This window comes from Rhizobium sp. IBUN, assembly GCF_000510625.1.
Taxonomy (GTDB): domain Bacteria; phylum Pseudomonadota; class Alphaproteobacteria; order Rhizobiales; family Rhizobiaceae; genus Rhizobium; species Rhizobium altiplani.
In genome coordinates this window covers 59,271-76,205 of sequence record NZ_AZNV01000029.1, presented here as the reverse complement: position 1 = coordinate 76,205, position 16,935 = coordinate 59,271, and the positions used below count along the sequence as shown (strand labels likewise).

The 16,935-nt window shown below is 57.0% G+C and carries 16 protein-coding genes and 1 pseudogene; 9 read left to right on the top strand and 8 right to left on the bottom strand.

All coding sequences use genetic code 11. The annotated features are described in order from the left end of the window. On the bottom strand, positions 1-320 hold a 320-nt coding region (locus RHIBUN_RS0123265), incomplete at its 3' end, for a LysR family transcriptional regulator (protein WP_025661383.1). A gap of 91 nt (positions 321-411) precedes the next feature. On the opposite strand from RHIBUN_RS0123265, the gene RHIBUN_RS35605 reads away from it, so the two are divergent. The 3 genes from RHIBUN_RS35605 to RHIBUN_RS34835 all read left to right on the top strand — a co-directional run bounded on the left by RHIBUN_RS35605 (position 412) and on the right by RHIBUN_RS34835 (position 2,974). Continuing rightward, on the top strand, positions 412-681 hold the full coding sequence (locus RHIBUN_RS35605; RefSeq protein WP_084659784.1) for a helix-turn-helix transcriptional regulator: 270 nt from the start codon (positions 412-414) through the stop codon (positions 679-681). 494 nt (positions 682-1,175) lie between these two features. Then, positions 1,176-2,312, top strand: coding sequence for a methyl-accepting chemotaxis protein (locus RHIBUN_RS34840; protein WP_051420080.1), 1,137 nt, complete (start codon positions 1,176-1,178; stop codon positions 2,310-2,312). A 56-nt stretch (positions 2,313-2,368) separates the two neighbouring features. Beyond that, entirely contained in the window at positions 2,369-2,974 is a 606-nt protein-coding gene (locus tag RHIBUN_RS34835) for a methyl-accepting chemotaxis protein (protein WP_051420079.1), read from the top strand. Positions 2,975-3,045: 71 nt separating this feature from the next. Here RHIBUN_RS34835 and RHIBUN_RS0123255 read toward each other — a convergent pair whose 3' ends face one another. From RHIBUN_RS0123255 to RHIBUN_RS0123240, 4 genes are all read right to left on the bottom strand, one after another. Then, positions 3,046-3,369, bottom strand: a complete 324-nt coding sequence (locus tag RHIBUN_RS0123255) for a hypothetical protein (protein ID WP_037217404.1) — start codon at positions 3,367-3,369, stop codon at positions 3,046-3,048. A gap of 80 nt (positions 3,370-3,449) precedes the next feature. Next, positions 3,450-4,283: an aldo/keto reductase gene (locus RHIBUN_RS0123250; RefSeq protein ID WP_025661381.1), complete on the bottom strand. Its 834-nt coding sequence runs from the start codon at positions 4,281-4,283 to the stop codon at positions 3,450-3,452. 16 nt (positions 4,284-4,299) lie between these two features. Next, positions 4,300-5,325 carry an LLM class oxidoreductase gene (locus RHIBUN_RS0123245; RefSeq protein ID WP_025661380.1) on the bottom strand — a complete coding sequence of 342 codons (1,026 nt, stop codon included), beginning with the start codon at positions 5,323-5,325 and terminating at the stop codon, positions 4,300-4,302. A 64-nt stretch (positions 5,326-5,389) separates the two neighbouring features. Next, on the bottom strand, positions 5,390-6,574 hold the full coding sequence (locus RHIBUN_RS0123240) for an MFS transporter (protein ID WP_025661379.1): 1,185 nt from the start codon (positions 6,572-6,574) through the stop codon (positions 5,390-5,392). A 154-nt stretch (positions 6,575-6,728) separates the two neighbouring features. Here RHIBUN_RS0123240 and RHIBUN_RS0123235 point away from each other — a divergent pair, with 154 nt between their 5' ends. After that, a complete protein-coding gene (locus RHIBUN_RS0123235) occupies positions 6,729-7,673 on the top strand; it encodes a LysR family transcriptional regulator (protein ID WP_025661378.1) in 945 nt (314 codons plus the stop codon). A gap of 293 nt (positions 7,674-7,966) precedes the next feature. Here the strand turns inward: RHIBUN_RS0123235 and RHIBUN_RS0123230 are convergent, their stop codons facing one another. Beyond that, complete coding sequence (locus tag RHIBUN_RS0123230) at positions 7,967-9,016, bottom strand: L-dopachrome tautomerase-related protein (RefSeq protein WP_025661377.1); 1,050 nt, start codon at positions 9,014-9,016, stop codon at positions 7,967-7,969. Further along, positions 9,013-9,384: a cupin domain-containing protein gene (locus RHIBUN_RS0123225; protein ID WP_245271707.1), complete on the bottom strand. Its 372-nt coding sequence runs from the start codon at positions 9,382-9,384 to the stop codon at positions 9,013-9,015. The genes RHIBUN_RS0123230 and RHIBUN_RS0123225 overlap by 4 nt, the downstream gene beginning before the upstream one ends. A gap of 306 nt (positions 9,385-9,690) precedes the next feature. Between RHIBUN_RS0123225 and RHIBUN_RS0123220 the strand changes: the two genes are divergently transcribed. From RHIBUN_RS0123220 to RHIBUN_RS34830, 5 genes and pseudogenes are all read left to right on the top strand, one after another. Then, entirely contained in the window at positions 9,691-10,815 is a 1,125-nt protein-coding gene (locus tag RHIBUN_RS0123220; RefSeq protein WP_025661375.1) for a zinc-dependent alcohol dehydrogenase family protein, read from the top strand. A 49-nt stretch (positions 10,816-10,864) separates the two neighbouring features. Continuing rightward, positions 10,865-12,124 carry a cyclopropane-fatty-acyl-phospholipid synthase family protein gene (locus RHIBUN_RS0123215; protein ID WP_025661374.1) on the top strand — a complete coding sequence of 420 codons (1,260 nt, stop codon included), beginning with the start codon at positions 10,865-10,867 and terminating at the stop codon, positions 12,122-12,124. Between the two features lie 368 nt (positions 12,125-12,492). Further along, positions 12,493-12,612 (top strand): annotated as a pseudogene (locus RHIBUN_RS37440) (IS6 family transposase); the annotation flags it as partial. Between the two features lie 242 nt (positions 12,613-12,854). After that, the gene (locus tag RHIBUN_RS33770; protein ID WP_025661373.1) at positions 12,855-14,528 is read left to right on the top strand and encodes an FAD-dependent oxidoreductase; all 1,674 of its coding nucleotides are present in this window, start codon (positions 12,855-12,857) and stop codon (positions 14,526-14,528) included. After that, a complete protein-coding gene (locus tag RHIBUN_RS34830) occupies positions 14,525-16,030 on the top strand; it encodes an FGGY family carbohydrate kinase (RefSeq protein ID WP_025661372.1) in 1,506 nt (501 codons plus the stop codon). The genes RHIBUN_RS33770 and RHIBUN_RS34830 overlap by 4 nt, the downstream gene beginning before the upstream one ends. On the opposite strand, the gene RHIBUN_RS34825 is transcribed toward RHIBUN_RS34830, so the two are convergent. Continuing rightward, entirely contained in the window at positions 16,027-16,905 is an 879-nt protein-coding gene (locus RHIBUN_RS34825; RefSeq protein ID WP_025661371.1) for a LysR substrate-binding domain-containing protein, read from the bottom strand. The genes RHIBUN_RS34830 and RHIBUN_RS34825 overlap by 4 nt on opposite strands. Positions 16,906-16,935 lie beyond the last annotated feature (30 nt).

Here is a 16,935-nt window from a genome sequence, read left to right as displayed (position 1 = left end):
GGCAGCATGCCCATGGTGGCCGGGTAGATGCTGCCGATCCTGATCTGGCGGATGCGACTGCCGCCGGCAGCCCGGGTCAGTTCGGTGGTCAGGTCGATGTCGCTTAAGATCCGCACACAGCGATCATAGAAGGTTTCCCCTGCCCTGGTCAGTTCCACCCTTCTCGTCGAGCGGATGAACAGCGGACAGCCAAGCTCCCTTTCCAGCGACATCACATGATTGCTGAGTGCCGGCTGGGCAATGTGCATCCTGGCTGCCGCCCGGCCGAAGTGCAGTTCCTCGGCCACCGCTTTGAAATAGGAGAGTTGGCGCAGTTCCACCTTTAATCCTCCGCCTCATACAAACCAACAATCACCAATATGGGACCTACAGTCCGTCGATTGTCAAGCCGTTTAAATGTGTTCTGCGCTGATGGACACGAAGCAGACCATAGGATGGAATTTGAGGCGCCTTCGCGTGGAGCGAGGACTGTCGCAGGAAAGGCTCGCACTGGAGGCAGGTATCGACCGTTCCTATGTCGGGCGAGTTGAACGGGGTGAAGAGAACGTCACGGTGGCCACCCTAGAGGCTTTCGCACTTGTTCTTTCGGTCGGGGTTGCAGCCCTGTTTGAAGAAATTAATCCGCATGAGGGAAAACCCAAACCGCTTCGCTCGGGCCGCAAACCTAAGGGAAGAAATTAGGGCGTGGCGACGAGCGCTTGCCGCTCTTGATGGGATTCGGACGATGTTCCGAAAAATAAAACAGCGCAAGCGTCTGAAATTTCGAACTTTATGGCGTAGGTTCTACGACCCCCCAAACATCTTCGCGGTATTATAATACCACACTGCGGGATAACGCAGTTTATGGAACTGGCGAGCCGGCGACACGTTGCGGCGTAAGGCTCTATTGTGGAACTGGCGCCAAGAAGACGCTGCCGCCAATCATTCCTATGCAAGCAAAACGTCAGGCGCTACTCGCAACGCGTTTCCAGCGATCTTTGGAGATGCGGTTGTAGCAAGGGGTTTGAGCCAACGACAACATTCTGCCAATACACCCGGAAGGAACGCAGAAGTGCATCTTCTGCTTATAAGACAGCTGCTCTCAAGCAGTCAAATGAAATTCATTTTTAAGTATTCTTATACGAAATAAATTGTATTTCCTAAATTTAGTTTGCACGACAACAGGAGGAAACGTCATGCATATGCCCCTACGCATGCTGGTCCTAGTTTTAGGCGCAGTGGTTACATTAACTTCCGCCGCGTCGCTTACTCTACAGGCCTACGCCCTCAATACCCATTCGGTCGGCAGCGCGGAGTATAGGGACCTTTCGCAAAACCGGGAGTTCATTGCGGAGATAGTCCCTCCCTCCCTCAACTTGCTGCAACCCTATGCGATCGCGATGGAATCTTTTGTCTACCACCGCACCAGCGGGAACAATCTGCAGCAACTCGAAACGCTGCACGCGGCTTATCTTGGACGCAAGGCATTCTGGCTGAGCTCAACAACACTGCCATCAGACCTTCGCAGCAAGCTAAACAAGGACGTTGTTCCTGACACGGAGGCATTCTGGTCTGTTGTGATGGACAAACTCATTCCGGCAATTCGAGACAAGGACCAGCCAGCGATCGCTACTGCAGGTATCGCACTTAAGGACACCTTCGCCCGTCATCAGAAGACGATGGATGACCTGATGAAACTGACCCGAGTTGTGGTTCAAAATGGCGAAGCCCTATCGGAAAGCCAGAGTCAATTTCTAAAAAGAGCAGGGACAGCAGTAGCTTTGCTTTCGATCGCTTTTCTGGTTGGTGGCCTCGCCTTGCTCAGAAAAAGAGCGATCCTCCCGGTACTCTCACTAGCAAGCTCAATGCGCGCACTGTCCGAGGATAAGCTGAACACAGTGATACCGTACGCGAGCCGCCGTGACGAGATCGGTGACATGGCGGACGCATTGGCTATTTTTCGAGAATCCGCAATCGAGCGACGTCGCCTCGAAAGCGAAGCAAGAGATACGCGCATTAGCGCCGAGTCCGAGCGGGTGCGGGTCCAGCAGCGGGCGGAGGCTGACGCTCAAGCAAGACTCGCGAAGGCTACTTCCGGTCTGGCGTCAGGTTTGCGTCACTTGGCGTCCGGTACACTTGCAACCAAGCTCAACGAGCCCTTTTCATCCGAATTCGAAGGCCTACGTGGCGATTTCAATCAGTCGGTTGAGCAGTTGGGAACTATGCTGCTGAGCATCTCGGCTGTCGCCAAGGTTATCGACTCGACAACTTCCGAAATAGTGCAGGGACTAATGATCTTTCCCGACGCACGGAGCATCAAGCTGCGAGACTAGAAGAAACGGCAGCCGCACTGAGCGATGTTACCCGAAACGTAGGAACAACCTCAGCGATGGCTGACCAAGCGCGGTCCGTTGCAATTGCCGCAAACCAATCCGCAAGCCAGTCTGAGGCCGTTGTCGACTTGGCAATTTCAGCAATGAGCCGCATCGAGGCATCCTCGCAACAAATGTCTGGCATCATAAGTGCGATCGATCAGATCGCGTTCCAGACGAACCTGCTCGCATTAAATGCTGGCGTTGAGGCCGCCCGCGCGGGCGAGGCAGGAAAGGGATTTGCGGTAGTCGCACAAGAAGTGCGACAACTCGCGCAGCGTTCCGCAGTAGCTGCGCGAGAGGTCACCCAACTAATCTCCGACTCCAACCATGAGATCATCATCGGGGTCAACCTAGCCAAACAAGCAGGCGACGCCTTGAGAGCGATTGGCGTCTACATCGATAGCATGAACTCTCAAATGGAAGAAATCGCGCGCTCTGCCCAACTACAAACGTCAAGTCTCACAGAAGTGAACGCTGCAATTGGACAGATGGATCAGGTGACACAACAGAATGCCGCGATGGTCGAGGAAACAACCGCGGCAATCGCCCATCTTGCTCAGGAGGCGAGCCGATTGACCCAGGCTCTTTCAATTTTCTCGGTCGAACGTCTCGCGGCATAGAGGGCCGACAGTGTCATACCTGCAAAGAGAATATGGTCGTGGCCTACCGAGCATATTTCTTTGATGAGCAATTACTCTTGGTCGGCGAGTTCGCGCAGCGATCCGGAAAGTCGATAAAAGCCCGATCCAGGGGTAGTAAAAAAGGTCAGCGAGGAACCCTTCTCGAAGTTATCGATATGGACGACGGTCGAACCGTCAGCCTCTTGCCAAGAAATGACGAAGTTCCCTCCATCGAGCTCCTTCCACTCGAAGGCGACCTTTGCGGTCGCACCCTTGAGTGAACCGCCGGTGATTTCGTAGGTCAAGTTGTTCTTGTCAGCCGCATAGGCGTTGGTCGCAACGAGATCGCCGTAGTTGACCTCGAAGGTGCGTCCGGCAAAGTGGAATCGGCTCATGTCACTCTCCAGTTTCGAGCAATCCGCAGACCGCGATGTTATCCTAAGGCTCGGAGGGGCCGTCGGCCCCTCCCTCCGTATCAGGCGGCCTTGTCCCAGACCGGTGCCAGACCGTCTGGCGAAACGATCCGGCCATCGGCCTTCGCCAAACCGTAGATGGCTGCCATTTCTTCGGCGGACAGGGCGAAGTCGAAAATGGCAAAGTTCTCGGCGGCGCGAGCCTCACCGACCGTTTTGGAAAGCGCGATGACACCCTCCTGCTGGATAAGCCAACGCAAAACGACCTGCGCCACAGACTTGCCATGCGTGGCGCCGATGTCCCTCAGGACGGGATCGGCAAAGACCTTGCCATCGGCCATGCCGTAATAGCCTGTCACCGACATGCCGGCCTTCTTGGCCGCCGCGATCACCACGTCCTGGTTTAGATAGGGGTGGTACTCGACCTGGTTGGTGACGAGCGGCGCCTTGGAGAGCTTGACGGATTCGGCCACCAGAGCGGTATTGAAATTGGAAACGCCGATGTGGCGAACCTTGCCCGCTTCCTTCACTTCGTTCAGCGCGCCGATTTGTTCCGCGAGTGAGACGGCTTGGTTCGGCCAGTGCAGCAGCAGAAGGTCGACGTAGTCGGTCTTCAGCTTCTTCAGGCTTTCGTCAACGGACCTGATGAAGGCATCGTGCTTGTAGTTCTCGACCCAGACCTTGGTGGTCAGGAAGATATCGCCGCGTGCCACGGCCGAGCCGGCAATCGCCTCGCCGACCTCGGCCTCGTTGCCGTAGATTTGGGCAGTGTCCACGTGGCGGAAACCCACTTTCAGGGCATGAGGAACGATCCTGAGCACGTCTGCGCCGGGCATTCGGAAAGTACCGAAGCCGAGGGCTGGAACGGTGGCGCCATTTGCGGTTACGCTAAGCATTGCTAGTACTCCTTGGCTATTCCGCAGCGGTCTTCGCTGAGGGGGATTGGGCGTTGAGGGTTGGCAGGATGTCGCGTGCCAGTTCGTCGATAACTTCGTTCAGCGGCCGGCGCGACGGACGCAGCAAGAGTGCCAGATGATCGACACCGGCGTCTTCCAGCGCGTTCAGATGCTCGACGAAGGCATTGCGGCCGGTGCGCGCGCCGAAGCGGCGCGGTGTCGCCGGTTCGTTGGGATCGTCAGCGAGATCAAGGTGGAAGGCGCTCACGAAGGCACCGCGGGGCAGATCAAGAGCCTGGCGGGCAGCGCGCCAGTCGTGCGCCTGGGCCGCGAGCCGCTCCAGTCCGTTCGGATAGACGAACCGGCCCTCCATGTTGGCAGCGATCCAGTCCGGCGACTGACGGCCCTGACCGGCAATGATCATCGAGATTTGGGTTTGCTGGGGCTTTGGCAGCAGGTCGAGGCTAGGCTCGACACGCCCGTCGCCGATCGGCAGGCCATCTGTCGTCCACGCATCGCGCAGATACGAAACCGCGCTCCGGAAAGCTTCGCCGCGCTGTTCGAAATCGAGCCCGAGCAACGGATATTCCACCGGGCGGTCGCCAGATGCCACCCCGAGGATTAGCCGACCGCCGGAGAGCTGATCGACCGAGGCGGCCGCCTTCGCGACCATCATCGGATGGCGCAACGGCAGGACAATGGCAGCAGTACCCAAAGCGACGTTTTCGGTAATGCCGGCGAGAAAGCCGAGATTGACAAAGGGATCGTAGACGGAACCGGCGTCGCCGAAGTTGTTGGGATCGAACACCGGCACGTCTCGCATCCATACGGCAGCAAAACCTGAACGGTCGACCTGGCGGACAAGATCGGGATAGTCGGCGAGATCAGGAACACCGAAGGGACGGTTTTCCCGTATGCGTCGCGCTTCCCGCTCCGGTGACCAGTCGTTGTCGAGGGGAAGCTCTATGCCGAGCGTCAGGCCGCCTTCCGGCTTACGGATGCGGTCCAACGCAGACAGCTGACCAGCATTGAACTTAGACATAAGAATTCTCCGGGTAGGGTTCATTAAGGGAACCCGGCGCTCTTCGCGCCGGGTTAGTCACGATTTAGGCAGCCTTGAGGATGGGGGTCGTTGCGCGGCGATCGAGAGCGCCACTCCAAATAGTCAGTAAGAGCGCGACGACGACCAGGATTGCGCCGACCCAGGGGGTTGCTCCGAGACCTAGTGGGGACTCTACCACGAGGCCACCAAGCCATGCGCCAATGGCGATACCCAGGTTGAACGCGGCAATGTTGAGAGCCGATGCGACGTCAACGGCGCCTGGGCGATGCTCCTTGGCAAGTTTCACCACATAGAGCTGCAGGCCGGGCACATTGCCGAATTGAAGGAAGCCAAGTGCCACAAGGGTGACGATTGCCAGGGTCGGCGAAACTGCTGTGAATGTCAAAATGACCAGCACAAGCGCCTGCAGAATGAACAGACCGATCAGCGCCTTGACCGGGTTGTGGTTGGCGATCTTGCCGCCGGCGATGTTACCGATGGCAATCGCAATGCCGTAGAGCACGAGGATCAAGCTAACGCTCTGTTCCGAAAATCCAGTAATTTCCTGCAGGATCGGAGCCAGGAAGGTGAAGGCGACAAACGTGCCACCGTACCCGAGTGCGGTCATGGCGAAGACAATCAGGAGGCGTCCAGAACCCAGAACGCGGACTTGGTCGAGGAGGCTTGCTGGTGCGGCCTTCTTGAGATTATTCGGCAGAAGGGCGGCAATAGCGAGGAAGGCGATAACGCCAAGCGCAGCTACGGCCCAGAAAGTCGCACGCCATCCGAGGATCTGACCGATATACGTGCCGAGTGGAACACCAGTGACAATTGCGACAGTCAACCCCATGAACATCATGGCGATAGCCGAGGCGCGGCGGTTTTCCGGAACGAGATCAGCGGCGATAGTCGAGCCGACTGAGAAAAAGACGCCGTGGGCGAAAGCCGCCAACACGCGAGCCACGAGCAGAAGTTCATAGCTCGGCGACAGAGCAGCAACTGTATTGCCGACGACGAACAGTGCCATCAGCCCAAGCAGCAGCGGCTTTCGTTCGATCTTGCCCGTCAGAGCGGTTAGGATCGGCGCACCAAACGTGACGCCGAGCGCGTAGACGCTTACGATCAGGCCCGCGAGCGGCAGGGTAATCTGGAGGTCGTTTGCGACCGTTGGCAAGAGCCCGACGATCACGAATTCGGTGGTACCGATCGCGTAGGCTGCGATCGTCAATGCAAAGATGGCTAAGGGCATGACAAGTTCCTCTCCGCTCACGGTCTGAGCGGGTTGTGAAAACAGCTGTGCTGTCGGTTGAAGGACTGCTGTGCTGCAATATCGTCGAAGAGGGCTTGAATGATAATCAGGAGCACTGGATAAATACCTGTGAATTTCATTCATAGGCAGAGCAATGGATAATCGAACAGGCGAAATGGAAGTCTTTGTAATAGCTGCTGAATTGCAGAGCTTCTCCGCCGCTGGGAGGCGTCTCAAGATGTCACCCTCCGCCATCAGCAAACTCGTAACGCGGATTGAAGATCGGCTTGGTACCCGTCTGCTGGTCCGGTCAACTCGGATGATGACGCTTACGCCCGAAGGCGAGGTTTACCTTGAGCGAGCTCGGCGCATTCTCGCAGAGATACTCGAAACCGAGCAGATCGTTGCTGGCGGCGGCCGAATGGTTCCGCGCGGGCTGCTCCGCGTCAATGCAACTTTGGGGTTTGGCGAACGCTACCTATTGCCGCTCGCGCCGGAGTTTCTGGCGCTCTATCCAGAGGTCGAACTGGATATCTCCTTAACGGATGGCGTTATCGGCCTCATCGAAGAGCGCACCGATATTGCGATTCGATCCGGGGCCATGGACGACTCATCTCTGAAGGCACGCAAGCTTCTAGAAAGCCGCCGAGTCATTGTGGCCTCCCCTGCCTACCTTGACGCAAAGGGTACACCGAAAACCCCACAGGATCTTGCGGTCCACAACTGCTTCACCTTCAATTTCCGACGGGCGTTGAATGAATGGCCGTTTCGAGATCCTGGATCATCGGAGGTCTATCGCGTTCCTGTATCGGGAAATACAACTGTCAATAGTGGCATGATCATGCACCGCCTCTGCCTTTCAGGCAGCGGTATGGGGAGGGTTGGGCTATTCCATGTGCAGCCGGATATTGACGCAGGAAGACTGATCCCGCTGCTCGAGGAATACAATCCGGCGGACATCGAACAAATTCACGCAGTCTTTGCTGGACATGAACATCTCGCTGCCCGGATCCGCGCGTTCATTGACTTCCTGGCGGAGCACCTCGTCGAGGAGGGAAGATCGAAGCCGGACGTGAGAGAGCACCCTCGGCCCCTTTGAGCGTCTCGTACGGCACGCCGTGGTCAACCCCGCAAATACGTCCCCAAGAATGCTGTGCGCCCTCTACTGAGGCGCAGTGATCGCTTAAAAGTTCGATTGGTCTCAATCCGTTCGCGGATGCGTCTCGTATAGGTCCGCCCCCTCCTCGACCCTGGTTGACGCTTGCGTGCAGTGAGCAACGCCAGCACCTTTTGGACTGGAGGAGATTGGGAGAGAACTGGAGGGAACAAAAGTGCGGTGCATCTCTTCGGCGCTTAAAAGCGACGTGGTTCCCTCCGGCACCTCGGTTATCGCTAGGCGGTCATCGGTGCGTCAACGCGCAGCCGGAGCAAATAGTAAGGCGGTCGACTTGCATCGTCTCCACTGTTCAACAGCGGATGCCGGTGCAACTGATTGCTAGTGATATAGAGCCAATGCCCCTCCACATCTAATTCGACGCCATCCGGCCAGCCAAGCCGTTCTGTATCCTCGACGAGAACGCGATATCCGGAAGGCGATGCAACGCCTATTGCGCTTTTGACAATATCCGTGATGTAGACATTGCCGACAGCATCGACATCGAAGCCGTCGCAGGGCGGTTTTGCGCACCAGAATTCAACACCACCTGCAACCACTTCAGCACTCACGGTCTCGTCGGAGAGAATGTTAGCGTCGATCCGATATACTGATTTGCCCGACAACGCGCCGAAGTAAACCCATCGTCCGAGCGGGTCGATAGCGATCGGATTGAGACCATACCGGTAAGGAACTGTGCGTCCGTCCGCCGTGACGGTCGCAACTGTCTTCCCGTCGATGACGACCGGCGCTTCGTCAGGCTGCAGGGCAGGATGGTTTTCTAGCGCCCTTCGGGCAAGCCCAGTCACGAGATCAACTACAATAATGGCGGGATAATCACTGGAGCCATCAGCATTCAGCGTCATATCGGCGATGTAGATGCGTTTGCGTTGCGCGTCGATTATAAAATCCTGTACAAACGAACTAGGACGCAAGACACTTTGCGGTAAAACAATAATCTGGTGTAGCCTGTCCGCGCGGTCGTTCCAGGCAACCAGTTTTGGCTGGTTACCAGCGTCACCCATATCCAGCATCCACACGACGTCATCCTTGTCCGCCCGAATGCCGATCACGCCCGTCATACCACGGCCATCCTGACAGGGTTTGCCCGCCCAGATCTCGTTGGGATAAGGCCGGTGGTTTCCGTCGGAACCAATGACCCGAACCGCAAATTCGGGGGTAGCGACCGCCGAAACGGATATGAGTGTCCTGCCGTCGCGCATGACGGTCGGATTACCAGGACGCTCCACGTCAAACGTTGCAACAATTTCCAGTTCAGCCGTATTCATGATTTTGCCTTTACGAAACTTGCCGGGGTGCCTTGCGCGGGATCGATGAAGATGATGTCGCCCGGGTCCCGGCGCGGCGTGTCGACTGAGAACATGAAGAGCGGGTGCTCGAGAATCTCAGGCATGCCATGGACAGTGCCCTTCTTGAAGAAGAGCATTTCGCCCGGCCCGACCTCGAATGGCTCCCGATTCCCCATAAAAAAGCGGCCGCGCCCAGACAATATAATCAGATATTCGTCACAGGTTGCATGATAGTGAGCTGGCGTAGGCTTGTAGACGCGAAATACCCGAGCGCTCGCCTCATCCTCATCCGTTAGGCGAGTATCCACGAGCAAGGTATCTGCGGTTTCCGGGAAACTGTTCACGATTTCATCGAAGTTGAACGCGGCAAAAGGCGCCGCTTCAACAAGCTTCCTGCGATTGACATCAGAAGTCACGATAATTGGTCCTCGTTTTTACTTGGATGACCCGAAGATACTTCGTTGCTCGTCAAGCACTAGCCGGCTCTCGCGAAAAACTCTTGAGAATTCGCGGAACAGATAAAGAGACGCAGCGGCTGCCGCTCAACGCTGCCATTGGTGAATTCGATTCAAAACAGTTAATGCGACGGCGCGTATTATCGTCTCAATGACGCAGGTATACTTTCCAGCCAGTGTCCATTCAGGAGAGAAAAAATGCTGGTCAGAGCCGCGGTATTGCAAGGAATGAATGCTTCTCACCCCTATAGCGCAAGTAAACCGCTAACCATCGAGAATGTCGAACTTGCCCCGCCCGGCCCGGGTGAAGTCCTGGTTCGGATCCGCGCTGCCGGGCTCTGCCATTCCGATCTCTCCGTCATCAATGGCGACAGGCCACGTCCAATGCCGATGGCGCTGGGACATGAAGCGGCAGGCACCGTCGAGTCATTGGGTGATGGTGTCCGGGACCTTGAACTGGGCGATCACGTCGTAATTGTCTTTATGCCGAGTTGCGGGCACTGCCTGCCTTGTGCGGAAGGCCGACCCGCACTGTGTGAACCGGGAGCCGCCGCCAACGCTGCAGGGACGCTCCTTGGCGGTGCAATAAGGCTTAACTACCGCGGCAAATCCGTCCATCATCATCTCGGTGTTTCCGCCTTTGCCGAATACGCCGTTGTATCCCGCAATTCAGTAGTTAAGGTCGACAAGGATTTGCCCTTCGTGGAGGCCGCGCTTTTTGGCTGCGCCGTTTTGACAGGCGTTGGTGCTGTCGTGAATACGGCTAAGGTGAAGGCCGGCTCGACTGCCGTCATCGTAGGGCTGGGCGGCGTTGGTCTCGCGGCTGTGCTCGGAGCGCGAGCGGCGGGCGCGAGCAAGATCGTTGCGGTGGATCTCTCTGCGGAAAAATTGGCCCTAGCGCGTGAACTCGGCGCTACTGCTATTGTGAACGGCCGTGATGCGGACGCTGTGGAACAGGTTCGCGAGATCACCGCCGGTGGTGCCGACTATGCCTTCGAGATGGCAGGCTCGGTTCGTGCGCTCGAAAACGCTTTCGGTATGACCCGGCGCGGTGGCACGACGGTTACCGCAGGTCTACCTCCGCCGGGAGCAGCCCTTCCCGTGAACGTCGTCCAGCTTGTCGGCGAAGAGAGGACGTTCAAAGGCAGTTATATTGGCACGTGCGTGCCTATACGGGACATCCCGCGCTTCATCGCCCTTTATCGCGACGGCCGCTTGCCGGTGAACCGACTGCTCAGCGCTACGATGAAGCTCGAAGACATCAACGAAGGTTTTGACCGCCTGCATGACGGAAGTGCCGTGCGGCAAGTGATAGAATTGTGACCGCGCGCGCGAACACCGCACGAAATCATCATTGAAATGGCAAGACCTTATGGAAATCTTTCTACATCCGTTTCTGAAGCGAACGATCAAAACCGGCGGATTGCGCGTGACCTACGCTTCCGGGCGAAACCGGATCTACGGTCAAGGCGAACCCGAAATCTCTATCGAGATCAAGTCAAAGGCAACGGAACGCGCATTGTTTTTCAATCCCGAGCTCGCGATCGGCGAAGCGTTCATGGATGGCAATCTTGAGATAAGCCGCGGCTCCGTCTACGAGTTTCTCGAACTGCTCTTTAAAAATACCCAAGTCGCCGAACTTCGAGGCGTTCCGGCAATGTTGAGAAAGATCAACTTCCTTCTCCGCCGCATCCACCAGTTTAATTCGCAGTGGCGATCCCGTCAAAACGTTGCGCATCATTACGATCTGAACGGCGATCTCTACCGGCTGTTTCTTGACAGCGACAGCCAGTATTCCTGCGCCTATTTTGAAGATAGCAAAATTACGCTGGAAGAAGCGCAACTTGCCAAGAAGCGTCACCTCACGGCCAAACTACTGGTCTCGCCCGAACACCGCGTTCTCGACATCGGCTCGGGCTGGGGCGGGTTAGGACTGTACATCAATGCAATGGCGGGAGCTGACGTTACAGGCGTGACTCTTTCGCAAGAGCAGCACGCGGTTTCCAATGGACGCGCGTCGGACAAGAATGTCTCGGACGGGGTCCGCTTCTTGCTCAAGGATTATCGCAACATCGACGAACGTTTCGACCGTATCGTGTCGGTCGGCATGTTCGAGCATGTCGGCGTTGGGCATTACGACGAGTTTTTCGCCAAGGCGCGCAGTCTTCTGAAGCCCGGCGGCGTTTTCGTGCTCCATTCGATCGGGCAATTCGACGCACCCTCGGCCACAAACCCTTGGATTCAGAAGTATATATTCCCCGGCGGCTATATTCCCTCGCTATCCGAAGTCTTCCCAGCTCTGGAACGGCATGGCTTCGTGGTGTGTGACGTAGAGATCTTGCGATTACATTACGCGGAGACACTGAAAGCCTGGCGGGAGCGCTTCATGGCGCGTCGTGACGAAGCCGTCCGGCTCTATGACGAATGTTTCGCCCGCATGTGGGAATTTTATCTCGCCTGTTGCGAGACTGCCTTTCGCTACCAGGGTCTGATGATCTTTCAGCTACAGCTTTCGCTCGACCAGACCGCAGTCCCATTGACACGGGACTACCTGCCGAAAGCGGAAGCCGCCCTGCAAGAGAGCGAGGCGAAGCTGCCTATGGAGCAGATCAGCCTCCGCCAATCGGCCTGACTAATCTGCCAAAGCCGGGCAGCTTACCTGAGGAACGAAAACGATGAGCAGGGCGAAGGCTGTAGGAAGCGCAGGATCGCACCGTCGCCCGTCGCGCACCCGATGGCCGGTCGAAGACGTTACGCGTTTTGCAGGCCATCCCCCACGAGTTTTAGATAGGGGTAGCTTACGACTGGCTACATTCCGACCGTGCCTCGACCCCCGCGCCTTCGCAAGCTTCGATGACCGCCAATTTATGCGGCGGCTTGCCTTCAGTGGGCCATCCCCTCGGGCTAATCCAGCGCCGCCTCGGCGAACCAGTTTGACGACATGGGCCGTGAGGACAGGCGCGCCGCCCAGACCACGTGCTCAAACCGGTTGCTCACATCCGCCGCGATACCAAGCTTGCTACCGCTCTGTTGATACGATTGCTGAGGCAGCGGGGATCCATACGGAAGTGCATCGTCACGGACAAAACCCGTTCCTACGGCGCTGAACGACGCGGAATTGCCTGCCTCAGATCGATCGCAGCTGAAAACATCTCATTTGGGACCTAATCTAGTGATCCCGGTTGCCGACACCGCCTTCAGCAGAGATAACCTGACATCCCCGGGTGTTGTTACCTCAACACCTTGTCATCGTATTGATACCGTTCGGGCATTCCGCTCTAAAAATCAATTTTCCACGATCCTCCGCTGTGACTAGCTTTGTTGCGGGTTCAACAGGGTTAGCCACCTGCGGCGAGGTATAGATGAAGCGCGACCAGATGATCGATGCGGTCCTAGCAAATAATCGATTTGACGTGCTGATCATTGGAGCGGGTATCAATGGCTGTGCGCTTTTTCGGCAGCTCTCCTTGTCGAGCTTGCGCTGCCTCTTGATCGACAAGAACGATTTTTCGGCCGGAACAAGTGCTGCATCGTCGAGGATGGCGCACGGAGGCCTTCGATATCTGGAAGGCGGAAACTTCGCCTTGGTCCAAGAGTCGCTCGCAGAGCGCAACCGCCTTTTCCGTAATGCCTCCCACCTTGTTCGCCCAGTTGAGGTCGTCATTCCCTACTCCACACGAGTTGCGGGACTTGTTACGGCGGCATTGAACCTGTTGACCAACCAAAAGCGCAGCCATCGCCGCGGAGGTCTTCTGGTGCACATCGGGCTCACACTCTATGACTCGTTTAGCAGTCGCAGTGGCACAAGCCTTCCGCATCGCCGTCTCGGGCGCAAGGCTCTTGACCGACTACTGTCCGGGCTCAACGAAGCAATAATCGGTGCAGGAGTTTATACCGACGGGCTCGTCCTTCACCCGGAACGATTGGCGCTCGAATTAATTCAAGATGGAGTGCGTGCAAATCCAGACTGCGTCGCTCTGAACTACTGCGAGTTCTCGCAAAATGACCAAGGCATCGTCATTCGTCCCGAGCACGGGCCCGAGTTGTTGATCGCGCCCCGCGTCGTCGTAAACGCCACAGGACCTAGTGTTGATCGTGTCAACAGCAAATTGGGTCTGAAGACCTCTCATGTGATGGGTTCTCAAGGACTTCACCTGGTACTGGATGCGCCGAATCTAGCCAAGGCCCTAGGCGATCGAATCGTCTATTTCGAAACTGAAGATGGTCGACTTTGTCTTGCCTACCAACTGGCCGGCCACGTCTTTACCGGCACGACCGACCAGCTCACTGGCACACCGGAGGGCGAGCGCGATTTTACACGCGATGCGGCGTATATCCTCGGCAATTTAAACCGCCTTTTCCCACAGGCTAACCTGCGGTGCAAACAGATCACTTCGAGCAGCTTCGGTGTAAGAGCCTTTGCAGCGGTGTCAGCAGAAACCGCTGCCTCGGTACCTAGAGATCATGTCGTGGTTCAGGACACATCCAAACATGGTCCCGTTCTTTCCATGGTTGGTGGGAAATGGACAACATTCCGGTCCTTCGCGGACGACACGAGCAAGGTCCTAACTATGCACCTACCCGACCTCAACCCGAGAGACACCCGCGATATTCCAATCGGTGGAGCGCGGGACTGGCCAACCGTCCGAGGGATTCGTCTCAACCGGTTGCAACAACTCGGCATCACGGCCGCGAATGCAGCAATTCTTGTTTCCCGCTACGGCTCAGATGATCGCATCGACGCCTTCCTAGGATCGCCCGAGGGAAAGGAAGAGATACAAGCGGAACCACTCCTCCTTGGCGGGGAACTCGCAATGTTCTTTGAACTGGAGCAGGCTCGGACGCTTAGTGACATCTTCTACCGCCGTTGGAGCCCAGGCTTCGTCAAACCTCCAAAGGAGACCGTTATTGCGCGGATCGCTGATATTGCCGCGAAACATCTCAGGTGGGACGAGCCAATGCGTCGGAGGCAACAGGACGCGCTTCGAACTGAGATGAACATCCGCCTGCCCCGTGTTGGGGAGATGCCGAATTGAGCGCGAAACCCGATCTAATCCTAGGCATCGATGCAGGCGGAACAACGGCAAAAGCTGCCCTTTTCGACATCCAGGGCAATTTGATTGCTGTCCACCGACGTCAGCTGCCCACAGTCACTTCACGGGGCGGCGGCAGGGCCGAGCGCGATCCGGACTTGCTGTGGGAAGCAGTGGCCGCGGCCGTCCGCGATCTTTTGTCTAGCGCTGACAATGACCGTGCGGCTCGTGTGGCCGCCGTATGTGCGACAGGCTTCGGTGGCGGCCTGTTTGCGGTTGGTTCCAACGGTAAGACGATCGGTCCAGCAATTCTGTCCTCCGACAGACGCGCAATCCTTGATTCGACGTCGCTGAATAAAGGCCCGCTTTGCGCCGCAATCTCTTCCACTCTGGGTATCGAATTATGGTCCGCGTGGTCCCTTCCATTGTTTCGCTGGATCCATAGGAGTGGTGATCATACCTATGACCGAGCAGACAAAATCCTCTGGTGCAAAGACTTTATCAGACTGCGCCTCACGGGAATCATCTCTACCGACCCCACCGACGCGGCCACAGCCGGACTGCTCGATCTAAATCGCGAAACCTACGCTCGAGATTTGATAAGCGAAGCGTGTGGGGACGTCTGGCTCGACCGTCTCCCCGAAATACTGCCAAGCGATGCGATCGCTGGCCATGTAACCGGCGATGCCGCTCGGCAGACGGGGCTCTTGCAGGGTACCCCGGTTATGACCGGATTAGTAGATCTGTCAGCCTGCGCCCTCGCGTCTGGAGTGATCGAGCCTGGGGAAATTTCGATGATTGCGGGAACGTGGAGCATCAATCAAATCGTTGCTACACCAGAGACGGCCACGTCGCGAATGCCAATCACTGCCTTGCCCCATTTGGACAAGAGCAATAGGCTGATTTCCTTTAACTCAGCGCGCTCCGCAGGAAACCTCTCTTGGGTCTTGTCGCACATGATGACCGTGCCTAGGCAAGCAGGGCAACCCGGGGATCATCCAGCGTTCGATCGGTTAGCGGACCCAGCTTTGCTGGATATGGATTCCCCATCCTTCTTTCCCTTTTTATTGGGCGGAGTGGAGACCGGACGAGGCGCCTTTCTTGGACTTGGAATCGAACACACGCTGCCCGAAGTCGTCACTGCAATGTATGAAGGCGTAGCGTTTGCCCATACTCAAGACTCTGCGCCGATCTGGCCGCTGGCTCGCGAACACGAGGCAATTCGCCTGGCTGGCGGAGCAGCTACGAGCCACACGTGGGCACAACTCTTCGCAGACTGCTTTGGACGTCAAGTTGAGACGCTGGATTGCAGCGAGCTCGGCGCAAAGGGTTGCGCCATTACGGCGGCGGTGTCCCTCGGCGCCTATCGGAATACTAAGATCGCTGCGAGGACTATGGCGCGGGTAGCAGCCCGGTTCAGCGCCAACGCAGATCGCCATAGACTGCTCAAGAGGCGCTTTGATCGCTGGACACGCGATGCGGAATGGATTGCGAGTCGGAGCTAAAGGCAGCGCAGGGTCTGTGCAACTTCCAAAACTCGCTTCAAAAGGGGGCTAGCCGCTCGACTTCGTAGCAGGTAGAGGCTCACCGAGCCTTCAATCCGTCCGCCTTCTAACCGGGCACGGTTTAGATTTAGTCCTTCTGGGATCTCCGCATCGGCAATTGGAGCCACCCCGAGCCCTGCCGCGGCGGCGTAAGCCTGACCTTCGCGGGTCGTGATTTCGAGTATCCCTGCGGGTTGCATAGCGTGATGCTCCAGGTGCCCAAGGACGGCCGTTCGTGTCTGGGATCCCGGTTCACGCAGGAGCAGCGTCTTGCTGGAGAACTCTGTTCGGCTGAGCGTCATACCATCGGTAGGGATGTGTGCCTTCGTCCCAACCAATAGAATTTCACGACGCTCATGGGGTATTGCAATGAGGTCGGCCTCGTTCACGTACCCACCCGCAATACCGAGGTCAGTTCGACAGTCAAGCAAATCTCCGACGACACGCGCCGAATTTGCCTGGGAGATCGAGATTTCCAATGCTGGAAAAGTCTCCCGCAAACGAGTCACGATACGGATCATCGCACGCGGCGCAGTAGAGCCCAGACACAGCCTCCCACTTACGCAACCGGACGAATTGCGCAGCACAAGTTCAATATCATTCTCATGCTGGAACATCTGGCTCGCGCTGCGCATCACGCTCTCTCCAGCCGACGTTAGCCCTACGAATTTGCCCCGGCGACGTACTATCAATTCGACGCCGTACTGCTTTTCAAGCCGGTCGATCATAATTGTCACTGTCGATTGCGTCCGCCCGAGTAACTGCGCGCCCGCTGAGAACCCACCTCCGGTAGCCACAGCGTGAAACGCCCGTAAGGCCGGCACATTGACTGGCATTAGTTTCTCCACAAAAGCCTTCGGCAACAC